Below are 15,679 nucleotides of genomic sequence, written 5' to 3' on the forward strand. Positions count from 1 at the left end.
TCAGCCCTCGGTGTTCACCATCGAGGCCGCGGCGTACGTGAGGTAGTCCCACAGCCGCTGCTCGTGCTCCGGCGCCAGCCCGAGCTCGTCCAGGGCGGTCCGCATGTGGCCCAGCCACGCATCGTGCGCCGCCCGGTCCACCCGGAACGGGACGTGCCGCATCCGCAGCCGCGGGTGTCCGCGCCGCTCGGTGTACGTACGGGGGCCGCCCCAGTACTGCATCAGGAACAGGCTGAACCGTTCCTCGGCCGGGCCCAGATCCTCCTCCGGGTACATCGGCTTGAGCAGCGGGTCCTCGGCGACCCCCTGGTAGAAACGATGCACCAGGCGCCGGAAGGTCTCCTCGCCGCCGACCTGCTCGTAGAAGGTCTGCTCCTGCAGCGTGTCGCGCGGAATCTCAGTCACCCGTCCATCGTCGCAGACGCACCGGCCGAGTACCTGGGGCCTAGGCCCTGCCTTCGAACTGAGGCCTGCCACGGCCCGGGTCCTGGCCACCGGGGGCCGCGCGCAGGAAGGTGGAGATCGGGGAGACCGGGAGACCGGGGAGAACGGGAAGACGGAGAGATGGACGACACACATCCGGACCGGTTCGCCGAGGCCGCCACCGGTGAACGGTGGGCGATGGTGCGAGGCATCGTGGCCCGCGGGGGACTGGGCGACCCGCGCTGGCGGGCCGCGTTCGAGGAGGTGCCGCGCCATCTGTTCGTGCCGTACTACTTCGTGGCCGGTGGAACGGACCGCCTGTGGTGCGAGGACCCGGACCCGGTCCGCCGGGCCCGATGGCTGCGCGGGGCGTACGCGGACGAGGCGCTGGCCACCCGGATCAGGGACGGCGAGCTGATCTCGTCGAGCAGCCAGCCGTCGCTGATGGCCCGGATGCTCGACGAACTGGACGTGCGCGACGGACAACGGGTGCTGGAGATCGGCGCGGGCAGCGGCTACAACGCGGCCCTCCTCGCGCACCGGCTCGGCGACGACGCCGTGACCACCGTCGACCTCGACCCGGAGATCACCGAGTCGGCCCGTCGGCACCTGGCGGCGGCCGGTCACCACCCGGCGGTGATCACCGGCGAGGGGACCCGGGGCTGGCCGCCGCGCGGCCCGTACGACCGGATCATCGCGACCTGCACCCTGTCGTGCGTCCCACCGGCCTGGCTGGACCAGTGCGCTCCGGACGCGCGGATACTGGCACCGCTCGCCACCGGACTGATCGTGCTGCAGGTGCGGGTGACCGCGCGCCGCAGGTACGCCGAGGGACGCTTCCTGCGCACGCCCGCCTATTTCGTACCGTTGCGGGGCAGCACGACGGGACCCGCCCGGCGCCCGCACACCGGCGCGCTCCCCCGGCGCTTCAGCGAGGACGAACGCTTCCGGTTCCTGCTGGAGCTGACCGGATCCAGTCTCGACCCGCACGAGGCCCTCTCCCTCTGGCAGCGCGAGGGGTGCCCCGGGAGGGAGAGGTTCGGCATCACCGTCCGGGACGGGCGGCAGTGGGCCTGGCTGGACGACCCCGAAGGGCCGTACGCCTGGCCACTGCCCGAGGGGTAGTCCCGGCCCCGGCCGGCCCGGGTGCCTCGGCGGTCCTGGCGGGGTTCCCGCGGCCCGTCAGTCCTGGCGGATCGTGATCGTCGTCCATGCCCCGACATGCACGCGGTCGCCGTCCTTGAGCGGGACGGGGACGTAGGGCTGGATCGGGTCCTCGGCGCCGTTGAGCGTGGTGCCGTTCGTGGAGTTCTGGTCCACCACGGCCCAGCCGCCGTCGGGCTGCCGCACCAGCACCGCGTGCTGGTGCGAGACGCCCGGGTCCTCCGGAGGCACGGACAGGTCGATGTCGGGGGACTCGCCGGTGCTGTGCCTGCGACGCCCGACGGTGACCTGGTTGCCGGTCAGCGCCACCCGCTGCTCCGGGGAGTACGCGGGCAGGTTGAGGCCGGTCGCCTCCGGACCGCTGCGCTGCATCATCGCCAGGAAGTACTCGCGGTCCGGGGCGATGACGGCGGTCCAGCTCGCGGGCGGCTGGTTCTGGTTCCCGCCCGGCGACGGCGGTTGCTGCTGCGCCGGGGACGACGGCTGCGGGTCCTGCGGCCGGGACGGCGGTGACAGCATCCAGTCGTCGTCGGCGGACCGCGGCGGCTGCGGTGCGGGCGGCTGAGGAGCCGAGGGCGCGGCCGGAGCGGGCCGTTCGAACGAGGGCGGCGCCGACTGCTGCTGGAACGGCGACGAGGACTGCTGCTGGAACGGCGGCGGAGGCGGCCCCTGCTGCTGGAAGTGCTGCGGGGGCTGTGACGCCTGCGGTACTTGCGGCGGCTGCGGTGCCTGCGGACCCGGGCCGGGCGCGGACGCCGGGCCGGGCGTGGGTGCGGGGACCGGGCCGGGCGCGGGGGCCGGGGGCTCGGGGCGGCTCCCCTGCTCGGGGGAGAGCGGCTCGGCCGGGCGGTTCACCTGCGAGGGCCGCGAGCCCTGGTACTCGAACGGATCGGGCATCCGCTGGGGCCCCGACGGCTGCTGCGCCTGGAAGCCCGGCGGCAGGTTCAGACCGGGCGGAGGGCCGGTGGCGGCGCTGGGGCGCGGGGCCAGCGGCGTGTACGACGTCGCCGTGTTCGTCAGGAAGTTCCAGCGGCACTCCTCGCAGAACGGCGCCATCGCCTCGCGGGGCGTGCGGCACTGCGGGCAGAGTTCGGCCTGCTGGGTCGGGTCGGCGCCGGACGGCCCCTGGGGGTGGCCGTACCCGGGAGCGGGCGGCGGGGGAGGCGGCGGAGGGACCGAGCCCGCGGGAGCGCCCGCGCCGGTCATGCGATGGCCGCAGACCTCGCACCAGTCCTCGGAACCCGACTGGTGTCCGTTCGGGCAGGTCGGCATGTCGGCGCTTCCCCCTCTCCTCGTCCGGCCCCGCGGGGCCGTCGTTTCCCGTGCTCTTCGCTGCCCGGCGGACCATTTCGCTCCGGCCGGGCGGCCTGACTGTACGGCTGTGCGATTGTGCCCCGCACGGCACCGTGTCTCCGCGCCTGGCCCCCGCGCCGTCCCTCGCGTCCGTGCGGACGCGCGTCGTGCGGGCGCTTCGGTGTGCGGGTGTTTCGGTGTGCGGTTGTCCTGTGCGGTTATTTCTTGACGCGGACGGTCTTGGTGGAGCGTGTTTCGAGCGTCATCGAGTCGGCCTCCGCGACCTTCGCCTTCAGTCGCACAGTACCGGTCGCCGCGTCGACGACGTCCACCACCTTCGAAAGCAGTTTCGCAGTGTCCTCGTTCCCGGACGCCGACGCCAGCTGTACCGCGCGGCCCAGTTTCGCGGTGGCGCTGTCGAAGTCGCCCGATTTCCGGGCGTCCAGCCCCTGCTGGATGACCTGCGCCAGTTCCGCCTGGCCCGTGTAGTGCGCGACCTGCGGATTGATCGAGGTGGACGCCGCCATGTCGTCGGTCCACACCGCCCGTACCAGGCCCTGGGAGAGCGTCCGGGGCGCCCCGCCCGCGGGGTCGGGGAGCACCAGCGAGACCCGGGACGCCAGCATCTCCTGGCCGATCCCGGCCTCCGGCACCCGTACGCACACGTGGTAGTCGCGCGACTCGTCGCCCCATGAACCCGTCGGGTAGTCCCCGGCCCGGGGGCCCGCCCCGGTGCGGCGTCCGGTCAGGTCGACGACCGTCGGCGCGACCTGTTTCACGAACATGATCTCGGCCCCGACGGGCGTCCAGAGCCGCAGCGCGACGTCCGCGACCTCCTTGCCCATCGCGTTCTCCATCATCCGCCGGAAGTCCGCGGACAGGCCCGCCGGGTCGGCGACGATGTCGGCCGTACCGAGCAGGGCGGAGGCGATGCCCGTGACCTCCTTCACCTCCCAGTCGGTGCCGACACCCCGGGCGTCACAGGTGAAACGGCCCGCGCAGGATTCGAGAGCGGCCCGCAGATCCTCCGGGGCCTCGTGCTCGTTGCGGCCGTCGGTCAGCAGGATCCCGTGCCGGATCCCCACGTCGGCCGCGCCGAGCAGCCGGTCGGCCAGCCGCAGCCAGGTGCCGATCGCCGTACCGCCGCCGGCGGCGAGCGAACGCAGCGCCTCCTTGGCCTGGACCCTGGTCCGCGCGTCGGCCACCGCGAGCCTTCCGTTGCCCGGGTAGACCTCCTTGGCGACATGCGTTCCGCCGACCACCGCGAACGCGGTGCCGTCGCGCAGGGTGTCGATCGCCGCGGCCGTCGCGTCGCGGGCGTTGCGCATCTTCGTCGGCGGATAGTCCATGGACCCGGAGCAGTCGACCATGATCACCACGCCGGCGCCCGCCGCCCGGCCCGATCCGGACACGTCCGCCGAAGCCGCGCCGGACAGCGGGACCCCGCCGGTGGTGCCGCCCCCGGTCGAGGCGACCGTGACGATGGCGTTGACCTCGCGACCGCCCTGCGGGAGAAACTCGTTCTGGTACACCTCGACCGAGAACTGCGGCACGTTCGACTTGGAGAAGTTGGCCATCTGATCGGCTCCTCGGGAACTCCAGGTGTCGGATGAGGACAGCTGTGAGGGGGACGAGACAAGGAAGGGGCACGGAACGGAAACGGTCGGAATCTGGACGAGATCGGACGGAACCGGAACGCCCCGGGAGTGAACCGGAAGCGAACCGGAACCAAGCGTTACGCAACGGCACTCATGGGGTGTCGCAGCCCGATCCTGCCCCCTGCGGCGTCACCGCGAACGGCACCAGCGCCACCGTTACGTTGTCGTGGCCCCCGCCGTCGAGCGCGTGACCCACCAGCGCCCGCGCGGCGTGCAGTGGTCGCGACCGTGCGTCGGCCGGTACGACCGCGGCCATCTCGGCGGCCGACTCCGCGTAGTTCCACAGACCGTCCGTGCACACCACCACGAGACCCGGCCGGTCCGGTTTGAACGACGCGGTGTGCGGCTCCAGTTCGTACGCGTCGGCGCCGAGCCAGCCCGTGATCGCGTGGGCACGGTCGTCCGCGTACGCCTGGGCCTCGCTCATCAGGCCCGCCGCCACCATCTGCGCGGCCCACGAGTCGTCCTCGGTGAGCCGGGCGGGCGGCGCGGAACGGTCGTCCGGCACCCAGTAGGCGCGGCTGTCGCCGACCCAGCCGACCACCAGCAGGTCTCCCGCCGTGATGGCGCCGACCAGGGTGCACGCCGGCGCGTTCTGGTGCCGCCCCGGATCGTGCTCCGTCGCCCGGCCGGTCTCCCCGGCCAGGGAGTCGACCGACTTCGAGGCCGCGACGATCGCGTCGTGCATCGCCTGCTGCGGATGGGTGCCGCGCGGCAACGACTCCAGGAGTGCCTCGTTGGCGGCGTTCGCGGCGGCGGCCGATGCCTCGTCGGGGCGGCTGGCCGAGGAGACGCCGTCGCACACGATCGCGACGACGGCCGGCGAACCGTCGGGCAGGGCGGTGGTCGAGACGGCGAACGAGTCCTCGTTGCGGTGATGGCGCAGGCCCCGGTCGCTGACGGCGGCCACCGAACCGAGTTCCTGCTCCATGTGGTCGCGCTCGCGCGGCTGGGCGTGCCCGCAGTTCTCGCAGTAGCCGTCGGTGTCCACGCGCCCGGCGCGGCACGCCACGCACAGCTTGGTGCCGGCCGACGGCGTCGCGAACGGCCCGTCGGTGCGGGTGCGCGGGTCGGGCACGGGCGGCGCGGCGGAGGGGGCGCCGGTGGCCGCCGGTGCGGATGCCCCGGCGGCCAGGGCGTGCGCCGTCGCTTCCTGTGCCTGGGCCGGGGACCGTGTAGGTGGCCGATCGGACCCTGGGGCGTCCGCGGTCGCGGGCGCGGCCAGTTCGAAGTCTCCCGAACCGCCCGCCCCGTCGGGCCGGTTCTCCGCCGCCGGCACGGTCAGGGCGACCGTCGGGCGGTCACGTGGCGGCGCGGGCACGGCCGACAGGTCGTATCCGCACGCACCGCAGAACCGGTCGCCCGACTCGGCCGGTTCCTCGCAGCCCGGGCACTTCGACAGGGCCGTCTCCTGGGGCTTCTGCGACATCCTCACACCCACGTCCGGGGGCGGAAACGGTTGGCCCGTTCCACCAGTTCGATCCTCTCGTCGCCGGGCTCCGCGAGCCGGGCGAGCATCCGGTACGAACGCTCCAGCCCGAACCGCAGGCCGCGCTCGTCCCACTCACTGCCGAGCAGCTTCCCCAACCCGTCCGGTCCGTAAGGTCCGTTCGGCCCGCCGGATGCAGCGGGTCCGGCGGATCCACCGGGGCCGTTCGGCCGCGCTGCCGGGCCCCCGGCCGCGGGGCTGCCGGAGAGCACCCAGTCGAGCGCGGTCCCCAGCACCTCCGTCGACAACTCCTCGCGGCGCACGGGGTCCAGGCCGAATCCCGCCAGCGCCGAGACCTGGTCGGCGGCGGCCCGGAGGTCGGCGAACAGTGGTTCCGACGGGGCCCGTTCGCGCAGCCGTGCTCGTACCGCGGCGACCCTGGCCGCCGTGAAGTGGATCGACGCCTCGGGCACGGACTCCAGCGTTGCCACCGCCCCGGCCCGGTCCCCGGCCGCCAGCCGCACCCGGGCCAGGCCGAACGCCGCGCTGACGAAGCCCGGATCGGTCGTCCACACCAGGCGGTAGTACTCGGCGGCGTTGTCCAGTTGCCCCAGCACCTCCGCGCAGATCCCCAGCGCCAGCTTCGGCGTCGGCTCACCGGGGAACGCGTCGTACACCGCGTCGAAGGACAGCGCCGCGCTCTCGTACGCCCCGGTCACCAGCGAGGTGACACCGCGGTACCAGACGACCCGCCAGTCGTCCGGGTGCCGCCCCTCCAGTTCGGTCAGGGTCCGCACGGCCGCGTCGAGTTCGCCGGTCTCCAGGCGGGCCCGCAGCTCGCGCAGCCGGGTCTCCGGGGAGGGCGCCGGTACGTTGCCCAGCGCGGCGATCAGGTCGGCCGGGGCGGTGGCCATCAGCCCGGCGAGGAAACCGGCATTGGGGTCGTTCGCGTCGACCCGGGGCACGGGCAGCGCGAGCGAGGCGGTCCGTGCGTCGAGCCCGGCGGGCCGGGGGAGGCTCGGGACGTACGGTGCCGAGGCCGCAGCCGCAGCCGACGGCACCGGTGCCGTGGACGGCGCTCCCGGAACGGCGGCCGGGACCCGGGGCCCGGGGATCGCGGGGCCCGAGGCCCCCGCACCCACCACCGCCGGTGCGCCCGTACCCGTGCCCGTGCTCGCACCCGGCCGATTCCGGCGGCGCCTTCCGAGGAGCCCGGACGGCGCCGGTCCGGCGGCCCGCGCGCCCAGCCGCGACACCTCGCCCGTCGGCTTCGCGAACAACTGCGTGTCCGTGACGCGTACTTCGGTACCGAACAGCGTCGACAGCGCCGGTCGCGGCCGTCCCGTCTGGAGCGCCACCACCTCGCGCAGCACCCCGGTAAGCTGCTCCGCCATCTCCGCCGCCGAGGCGAACCGCCGCCCCGGATCGGGGTCGGTGGCCCGCACCAGCAGCCGGTAGAACGACTCGTAGGTCCGGAACACCTCGATGTTGTCCGGGTCGGGCAGCGAGTCCACGAAGACGTTCGTGTAGCCCTGGAAGTCGAAGGTGAGCACCGCGAGCGTCCGCGCGACCGTGTAGAGGTCGGACGCGACCGACGGGCCGACCTCGGCGACCTCCGGCGCCTGGTACCCGACCGTGCCGTAGATGGCCGACTCCTCGTCGTCCATCCGGCGCACCGCGCCCATGTCGATCAGCTTCAGCCTGCCCTCGGTCTGGATGGCGTTGTCGACCTTGAAGTCGCAGTACAGCAGGTTGCGGCTGTGCAGGTGCCCGAGCGCCTCCAGCGCCTCGATCCCGTACGCGCACGCCTGCTCGACCGGCAGCGGGTCGCGCCTCCCGGCCGGGGTGCGCCGCTCGTTCGCGATCTCCTTGAGCGCCTTGCCGCCGACGTACTCCATCACTATGTAGCCGTCGAGCGAACCGGTGCGCTGATCGAGGTGTTCGACGAAGTTGTAGATCCGGACGATGTTGGCGTGCTCGATCTCGGCGAGGAACCGGCGTTCCGAGATCGCGGCGGCCATGGCGTCCTGGTCACCGGTGTCGAGCAGGCCCTTGAGGACCACCCAGCGGTCCGACACGGCGCGGTCCACCGCGAGGTAGACCCAGCCGAGCCCGCCGTGCGCCAGGCAGCCCACCACCTCGTACTGGCCGTGCACCACGTCGCCGGCGCCGAGCTTGGGCACGAAGGAGTACGGGTGGCCGCACTTGGTGCAGAACCCCTCCGTACGGCCCGGCCGTTCGCCCCGGGACCGGCCCACCGGCGCCCCGCAGTCGGAACGCGAACAGAAGCGCTTCCGTTCCGGGACCTCCGGGTTCGCCATCACCGCCGTGTGCGGGTCGGGCCGCGGCACGTCCGGTACCTGCACCAGACCCACGCCCAGCCTGTCCCGGCCGGACCCGCCCGAGGACGAGCCGGAGGAACGTGCGGACACGGAAGGTGAGGTGGCCGCCCCGGACAGCGAACGCGAGAGCCGGCCCGAGACGGACCGCCGGGACGTCGACGAACGGGACGAGGACCGCGAGGAGGAACGCGACGAGGAGCGGGACGCCGCCCGCGAGCCGTCGCTGCCACGGCTTCCCCGGCTGCCGGAGCTTCCCGGGCCGTGCGCACCGCCGCCCGCGAGCCCGGTGGGCGGCGAACTCACCATGCCCGTCGGGGAGACGACCGGGGCCAGACCGCAGGTGTCGCAGTACAGCTCACCGCCGCCCACGTCCTCGTAGCCGCCCCCGCACGTGGGGCGCTGGCACTGTGTACTCATCTTCCGTCCCCCTGTCCGCCCCGCAGCCGCGGCGGCCGTCCCGTTCCGCGCGTGCTCGTGCTCACGGTCCGTGCGGTCCGTTCCGTCTCGCGGGTGTTCGTGCTCACCGCCCGTCCTCCGGTTCGGGGGCCCGGTTCTGGGACAGCAGCTCGGCCGCCGTCTCCTGGTAGCGCCGCACCGCCTGGGCGGCGACCCGCAGATCGCACGGCGCGCTCCACAGCATCCGGCGCGCCACGTCGTACCGCTCGATCAGCATCGGGTCCTCGGCCAGACCGTGCCGGGCCACCTTCGCCCGGTACGCGTCCAGTCTGCCGCGCAGCTCCGCCCGTACGGCCAGCGGCGCGGTGACGGCGGTCAACGACTCGCGGGCGCGCAGCAGCTCCTCCTCGGCCTCCCGCTCCAGCGACTCCAGGAGCGGTGACAGCCGGTGCCACTGGGCGTGCCTGCGGTATTCCGAGGCCGCCACCAGCCGCTCCTGGAGCGCGGTCGCCGGGCCGCTCACGGCGGGCACCTCGGAGGCGGCGATCTTCGCCAGCACCTCGCCGCGGGCCGCCCTGGCCTCGGTCAGGGTCCGGTCCGCGCGGGAGAGGACGTCGCGCAGCCGCCCCAGCCGCTGTTCGGCGTCCTGCCGGACCGCGAGGACCGCCTCGATCTCGCGGCGTACGTCCTCCAGGGCGCGGGCCGCACGGTCGTAGCGCGTCGTGTCGGGGCGTCCGCCGCCGGGCGCGGCACTGCCCGGCCCCGACAGCCAGAAGGCGAGCGGATCGGAGATCACCTGCACCCGCAGCGTGGCCAGCTCCTGGGTGATCGCCTCCAGTTCGTCGCCCGCCGGATGCTCACCGGGCCGGACGCCCACCGAACGCGCCAGCGAACGGGTGCGGTGCAGCTCGGCGGAGAGCAGGTCGATCCGGGCGGGCAGCGCGGACCACACGGAGTCGGAGGCGACCACCATGTCCAGCGAGCGGGCGTACAGATCGTTCATCCGGGCGACCAGCTCCTCCAGCGAGAACCGCTCGGAGAGCCTGGCCGGACCGCCGGCCGACGTACCGGAGTGACCCGCGGCGTGCGCCACGGTGACGCTCCGGCCGCGCATCAGATCGGTGAGGGCCACCAGGTCGTCCCGGTTGGGGTGGCGGCGGCGCGACCGTATCGCCCGGGCCCTCGCCAGCGTGCCCGCGTACGCGTCGAAGTACCGCCACAGCAGCGCGATCGAGCCCTCGGTGGCGGCCCAGCGCTCCTTGGTGATGCCGGTCAGGTCGGCACCCTCCAGGAGCCGACGGCCCGCGTGGTCCTGGAGGGCGAGGAGCGAGGTCTCGATCGCCTCGTGCTCCGCGCCCAGCCGGTCCAGCGCACGGTCCGCCTCGTCCCGGTCCATGACCGGTCCGGGGGGCCGTTCCGCGTAGCCGGGGAAGGGGCCCGCGACGCTCATCGATCACCTCTCCGCTCCTCCCGCCGGGACGGACCCGCCGGGATCAGTGCCGCTTCCTCGCCTGCCACTGTCTCGTCTGCCACTGCTGCCACCGGTGCCCCCGTCACCGATGTCCTTCCCGGCACACAATGCCCCTCACGGCCCTCACGACACCAGTGCCCCTCTCGGCACCGGTGCCACGTCCGGCATCAGCGCCCCGCTCGGCACTATCGGCTCCGGTACTTGGGCGCCGGCGGCGCCGTCAGTCCCGGCAGACCGGCCTCCAGCCACTTCCGGTACGACAGCATCCAGGGGCTGTTCGCGCCACCGCTGCGGTAGCCCACCAGCACCTGGTTGACGCGGGCCACCAGGTCGTCCGCGCCCCGCTTCGTCGCCACGCCGTAGTACTCGGTGGTGAACGGCTTGTCGCCCTTGAGCTCGACCGCCGGGTCCTGGGCCGCCTGCCCGGCCGCCAGCGCGTTGTCCGTGACCACCGCGTCCACCTCGCCCAGTTGCAGCCGCACCAGGCAGTCGAGCTGGTTGGGGACGGTCAGCCGGTCCTCGTCCGCGCCGGTGCCGTCGTGCTCGTCCTCGAAGACCGCCCCGAACGACTGCTTCTTCAGCGCGTCGTAGGCGGTGGAGCCCTCGGCGGTGCAGACCCGCTTGCCGGACAGGGACGTGTCGTACCCGGTGATCGTCGACTCCTTCGGCGCGAGTACCTGCTGCCCGGTCTGGAAGTAGGCGGTCGAGAACGAGACCTGGCGGGCCCGCTCGCAGTTGATCGTCATCGTCCGGACGACGACGTCGACCTTGCCGTTCTCGAGGACGGCGACCCGCTGGTTGGTGGGGATGGCCCGGAAGACCACGGCGTCGGGGTCGCCCAGGATGTTCTTGGCGACGGCCCGCACCAGATCGATGTCGAAGCCTTCGAGCCGGCGGTTCTCCGGGTTGCGGTACCCCCAGCGGAAGCTGTTCTGGTCGACGCCCGCGATCAGCTTCCCGCGCGCCTTGATCCTCGCGATGTTCGGGCCGTCCGCACCGGACGGCGGCAGGCTCGCCTCCGGGTCCGCGCAGTCCTCGGTCAGGGTCTGCGTCGCGTGCGCCGTACCCGGACCGGAGAAGCCGCCGAACGCGTCGGCACCGGCGCGGGAGAGCGGCAGCAGCGTCAGCGAGGCCGTCACCGCGCAGGCCACGGCCATGCCCGTCACACCGCCCCAGCCGCGCAGCCTGCCGGCGGCGGACCTCGCTCCCGTATGCTTCCTGGTCATCGCTCCCCCTCCCGCTCTCACCGGTACTCCGAGAGCCTGCGGTTGACACCGACGATCGCGGCGACCGCTCCCAGCGCGGCGAGCACGGCGGCACCGACCGGCAGCCAGGTCAGCGCTCCGAGACCGTCGTTCGCGGCCGCGGTGAACTGGTCCTGTTCATGGGCGAGCGCCTGCGCCAGCGCGTCGTCCACCCGGCCGAACGACTCGCCCGTCGACTTCTCCGGCCCGATGATCTGCTCCAGCGCGCCGTCGTAGTCGCCGCTGTCGTCGGTCGTACGGGCGGCCCGGTGGCGGTCCTGCCACTCGGAGACCGCGCCGATCGCGGTCTCCACCGGCCCGCTTCCCCGGTCGTCGTCGGCGAGCTCCCGGGCCCTCGCCAACTGCTCGCCGAGGGCCTTCATCCCCGTGTTGAAGTCGGTCTCGTACTTGTCGTTCCTGCCGTCCGGGGTGAGCACGGCGCCCCGGGCGACCAGGGTGAGGTTCTCATTGGCCCGCGCCTTCAGGGAGTTGATCCGCGCGTGGTTGAGCACGTCCAGGGACTGCTGTCCGTGCGTGTCGGCGCTGCGCAGCTCGGCGCGGGCCACCGTGTGCCCCACGGCCAGCCACAGCAGCACCACGGTCGACGCGGCGGTCGCGACGAGCAGTCCTTGGTTGAAGACCCGGTTCGTCCGGCGGTAGTTGCGCCGCTGCGCCCAGAACAGCGCGGCCACCGCCACCACACCGAGCCCGAGCGAGAGGAACGGCCAGGCCCTGGCCTCGTCGCCGTCCCGGCCGAGCCGGCCGGTCTCCGCCGCGTACAGCCGCTCGGCGGCCGGCAGCAGGACATCGGTCATCTTCTGGTTCGCGTACCGGAGGTAGGCGCCGCCCAGCGGCAGCCCCTGGCGGTTGTTGGCGCGCGCCCGCTCGATCAGGCCCGTGTAGCGGGGGAGTTCCTTGTTGAGCGTGGTGATCTCGCGCCCGGACTCCGACGACGGGTCGGTGCCGGCCGCGGCCCGGACCAGCAGTCGGGAGGCCTCCTCGATGTCCTTGTCGTACCGGTCGAGGACCGCGCGCGGCTCCTGCGCACCGGCCAGGAAGCCGCTGGCCGCCGAGGTGTCGGCATCGGCCAGGGAGCGGTAGATGGCGGCCGCGCTCGCGCTCAGCGGCTGGCTGCGGTGCACCACGTCGTCGGCGACGGCCGCCCGGTCGCCGACCTCGAACGCCGTCACGGCCCCGAACGCGACGACGCACAGGGCCAGCACGGCCCCGATGATCCGGAGCCGGCCCGGCTCGGTCGTCGCCGCGGCCCGCAGCCGACGCGAGGTGATGGCCCGGACACCGGGATGCGGCAGAACGGCCGGGGGCGCGGGTGCGGGCGCGGGTACGGCCGTGGGCGCGGAAGGCCGGGCCCGCACGTGCTCCGGGGCGGTGCGCATGTTCGGCGGGTGTGTCACTTGACCTCCCCCTCGGTCGCTGACGGTGGACCGGCCGGCCCCCGATCGGTCGGGGAGCTCGTACCCGGCCAGAAGTATGGCCGCGTGGACCGGCCGCCACACCGGGAACGCCCGGATCCCGCGTCGGTCCACGTCGGATCCATCCGCATTCGATCAAGGCGCGCGCCGTCGATCAAGCCGATCGGGGCCCGGACCCCGAAACCGGGCCCGGACCGCACCCGGAATCCGGATTCCGGGGCGGACCTCGAACCGAACTCCGAACCGGACACCGGAGCGAACCGATCCCCTTTCATGAACACGTCCGGAGTCACTGATCGGTTCCCGTACGCGAGAGGCGTCCCGCGGCACGGAACACCGCGGGACGCCTCGGACGAGGAACAGGACATGACACGCTCTGCCGGAAGCCCGGAAGCCCGGAAGCCCGGAAGCCCGGAAGCCCGGAAGCCCGGAAGCCCGGAAGCCCGGAAGCCCGGAAGCCCGGAAGCCCGGAAGCCCGGAGGCCCGGAGGCCCGGAGGCCCGGAGGCCCGGGGGACGTCCCCGGAGGAGGACGGGGCGCCCCCCGGAGAGAGGGGCCGGGCCGGTCGGTCAGCGGCGGTACAGCGCGCGCAGCCTCTCGTGCACCTCGGCCGGTGCTCCCGTCCGGTCCAGGCCCAGCAGGGCGGCCCCCAGCACCGGGGGCTCCGTCACCACCCGGACGACCGCCTTCGGGGCCCGTACCGCGAGGAGGTCCGCGATCCGTTCGTCCAGCCGGGGGTGACGGGCCGCCAGCACCCCGCCGCCCAGCACCACCGGAGCCTCCTCCGCCAGCAGACCCAGTCGGCCCAGCGCCACCGACGCCATCGAGACGACCTCCTCCGCCAGCCGGTCCACCAGCGCACCCGCCACCGCGTCCCCGGCCGCGGCCGTCGCGAAGAGCACCGGGGTCAGCTCGTAGCGCCGCTCGGACTCGATCCGGCCCAGATGCAGCGCCTCGATCAGCGCGTACATCGAGTCGAGCCCGAAGTGCGCGGGCAGCGCGCGGGCCAGTTCGGTCGGCTCGCCGCGACCGTCCTCGGCCCGCGCGGCGAACCACATCGCCTCCTCGGCCAGCCCCGAACCGCCGCCCCAGTCACCGGAGATGCGGCCTATCGCGGGGAAGCGTGCGGTCCGCCCGTCCGGCAGCATGCCGACGCAGTTGATGCCCGCACCGCAGACGACCGCCACGCCCCGGGGCTCGTCCACACCCGCGCGCAGGATCGCGAAGGTGTCGTTGCGCACCTCGACCGACTCGCCCCAGCCCCGGGCACGCAGCGCCGTCGCCAGCTCCTCCTCCTCCACCGGGAGGTCGGCGTTGGCGAGACAGGCCGACACGTGCCTCACGCCGCCGGACGGGACGTCGGACAGCTCCAGCGCCCGGCCGACGATCGCGCCGAGCGCGTCGACGGCCGCCTCCACGCCCACCACCGGTGGCTGGAAACCGCCGCCACGAGCGGCCGACAGAATCGTTCCGTCGGTGCCGATCACGGCCACGTCGGTCTTGCTGTTCCCGGCGTCGATCGCGAGGACCGAAGCGTTCACGCCCACGCCAGGTGCTCCCGGTTGTGCGCGATCAGCTTGTCGGTGAGCGCCTCGGCGTACTCGAACTGGCCGATCAGAGGGTGCGCGAGCAGTGCCTTGAACACTGCGTCCCTCCCGCCCGCCCGCCCGGTGGCTCGCCCACCGAGCAGCGCCGCCTCCAGGGCCAGGTCCTCGTACGCGGTCACGTTGGCGATCAGGCCCGCGTAGAGCGGGTCCAGCTCCGGCACGGCGAGCGGGGTCGCCCCCGTGCCGTCGACCCGGGCCTGCACCTCGATCACCGCGTCGTCCGGCAGGAACGGCAGCGTCCCGCGGTTGTACGTGTTCACCACCTGCACCGGGGAGCCGCCCGAGCCGAGCAGCGAGGACGCCAGGTCCACGGCCGCCTCGGAGTAGAAGGCGCCGCCGCGCTTGGCGAGCAGCGCGGGCTTCTCGTCCAGCGCCGGGTCGCCGTACATGGCGAGGAGCTCCTTCTCCATCGCGGCCACCTCGGCCGCCCGGGACGGCTTGGTGCCCAGTTCCCGCACGACCTCGTCGTGCGCGTAGAAGTACCGCAGGTAGTACGAGGGGACGACGCCGAGGCGGTCGACGATCGCCCGGGGCATGCGCAAGTCGCCCGCGATCGTGTCGCCGTGCTCGGCGAGCAGCCTCGGCAGGACGTTCTCGCCGTCCGGGCCGCCGAGGCGGACCCCCAGCTCCCAGGTCAGGTGGTTGAGTCCGACGTGGTCGAGGTGCACCTGGTCGGGGGTGACGTCGAGCAGCCGGGCGAACTTCCGCTGGAAGCCGATCGCCACGTTGCACAGGCCGACGGCCTTGTGCCCGGCCTGGAGCAGCGCCCGGGTGACGATGCCGACCGGGTTGGTGAAGTCGATGATCCAGGCGTTCGGGTTGGTGCGGCGGACCCGCTCCGCGATGTCCAGGACGACCGGGACGGTGCGCAGCGCCTTGGCGAGGCCGCCCGCGCCGGTGGTCTCCTGGCCGATGCAGCCGCACTCCAGCGGCCAGGTCTCGTCCTGGTTGCGGGCGGCCTGGCCGCCGACGCGCAGCTGGAGCAGGACCGCGTCGGCGTCGGCGACGCCCGCGTCCAGGTCGGCGGTGGTGACGATCCGTCCCGGGTGGCCCTGCTTGGCGAAGATCCGCCGGGCGAGGCCGCCCACGAGTTCCAGGCGGTCGGCCGCCGGGTCGACGAGCACCAGTTCCTCGATGGGCAGCGTGTCCCGCAGCCGGGCGAATCCGTCGATCAGTTCAGGGGTGTAGGTGGACCCGCCACCCACTACAGCGAGCTTCAT

The 15,679-nt window shown here is 73.6% G+C and carries 11 protein-coding genes; 1 reads left to right on the top strand and 10 read right to left on the bottom strand.

Features of this window, described 5'->3' with window-relative positions:
* Nucleotides 1–405 (bottom strand): globin, encoded by a 405-nt coding sequence (locus ACFYY6_RS19645; RefSeq protein WP_351518103.1) that lies wholly within the window; start codon nt 403–405, stop codon nt 1–3.
* Between the two features lie 159 nt (nt 406–564).
* Between ACFYY6_RS19645 and ACFYY6_RS19650 the strand changes: the two genes are divergently transcribed.
* Nucleotides 565–1,548 (top strand): methyltransferase domain-containing protein, encoded by a 984-nt coding sequence (locus ACFYY6_RS19650; protein WP_351518104.1) that lies wholly within the window; start codon nt 565–567, stop codon nt 1,546–1,548.
* A 57-nt stretch (nt 1,549–1,605) separates the two neighbouring features.
* On the opposite strand, the gene ACFYY6_RS19655 is transcribed toward ACFYY6_RS19650, so the two are convergent.
* The 9 genes from ACFYY6_RS19655 to ACFYY6_RS19695 form a co-directional block, all read right to left on the bottom strand.
* Nucleotides 1,606–2,859 (bottom strand): FHA domain-containing protein, encoded by a 1,254-nt coding sequence (locus ACFYY6_RS19655; RefSeq protein ID WP_351518105.1) that lies wholly within the window; start codon nt 2,857–2,859, stop codon nt 1,606–1,608.
* Between the two features lie 239 nt (nt 2,860–3,098).
* Complete coding sequence (locus ACFYY6_RS19660) at nt 3,099–4,457, bottom strand: VWA domain-containing protein (protein ID WP_351626434.1); 1,359 nt, start codon at nt 4,455–4,457, stop codon at nt 3,099–3,101.
* A 172-nt stretch (nt 4,458–4,629) separates the two neighbouring features.
* A complete protein-coding gene (locus ACFYY6_RS19665; RefSeq protein ID WP_351518108.1) occupies nt 4,630–5,967 on the bottom strand; it encodes a protein phosphatase 2C domain-containing protein in 1,338 nt (445 codons plus the stop codon).
* 2 nt (nt 5,968–5,969) lie between these two features.
* Complete coding sequence (locus ACFYY6_RS19670) at nt 5,970–8,726, bottom strand: tetratricopeptide repeat protein (protein WP_389194376.1); 2,757 nt, start codon at nt 8,724–8,726, stop codon at nt 5,970–5,972.
* 103 nt (nt 8,727–8,829) lie between these two features.
* Nucleotides 8,830–10,155 carry a hypothetical protein gene (locus ACFYY6_RS19675; RefSeq protein ID WP_386607920.1) on the bottom strand — a complete coding sequence of 442 codons (1,326 nt, stop codon included), beginning with the start codon at nt 10,153–10,155 and terminating at the stop codon, nt 8,830–8,832.
* Nucleotides 10,156–10,361: 206 nt separating this feature from the next.
* Nucleotides 10,362–11,402 (bottom strand): glutamate ABC transporter substrate-binding protein, encoded by a 1,041-nt coding sequence (locus tag ACFYY6_RS19680; RefSeq protein WP_351626445.1) that lies wholly within the window; start codon nt 11,400–11,402, stop codon nt 10,362–10,364.
* A gap of 17 nt (nt 11,403–11,419) precedes the next feature.
* Nucleotides 11,420–12,835: a hypothetical protein gene (locus tag ACFYY6_RS19685; RefSeq protein ID WP_389194379.1), complete on the bottom strand. Its 1,416-nt coding sequence runs from the start codon at nt 12,833–12,835 to the stop codon at nt 11,420–11,422.
* Nucleotides 12,836–13,421: 586 nt separating this feature from the next.
* A complete protein-coding gene (locus ACFYY6_RS19690; protein ID WP_351518115.1) occupies nt 13,422–14,399 on the bottom strand; it encodes a BadF/BadG/BcrA/BcrD ATPase family protein in 978 nt (325 codons plus the stop codon).
* Entirely contained in the window at nt 14,390–15,679 is a 1,290-nt protein-coding gene (locus ACFYY6_RS19695) for a 6-phospho-beta-glucosidase (RefSeq protein WP_351518117.1), read from the bottom strand. Before ACFYY6_RS19695 ends, ACFYY6_RS19690 begins: the two co-directional genes overlap by 10 nt.

The organism is Streptomyces sp. NPDC001750 (assembly GCF_042892615.1).
In the GTDB taxonomy this organism is placed as follows: Bacteria; Actinomycetota; Actinomycetes; order Streptomycetales; family Streptomycetaceae; genus Streptomyces.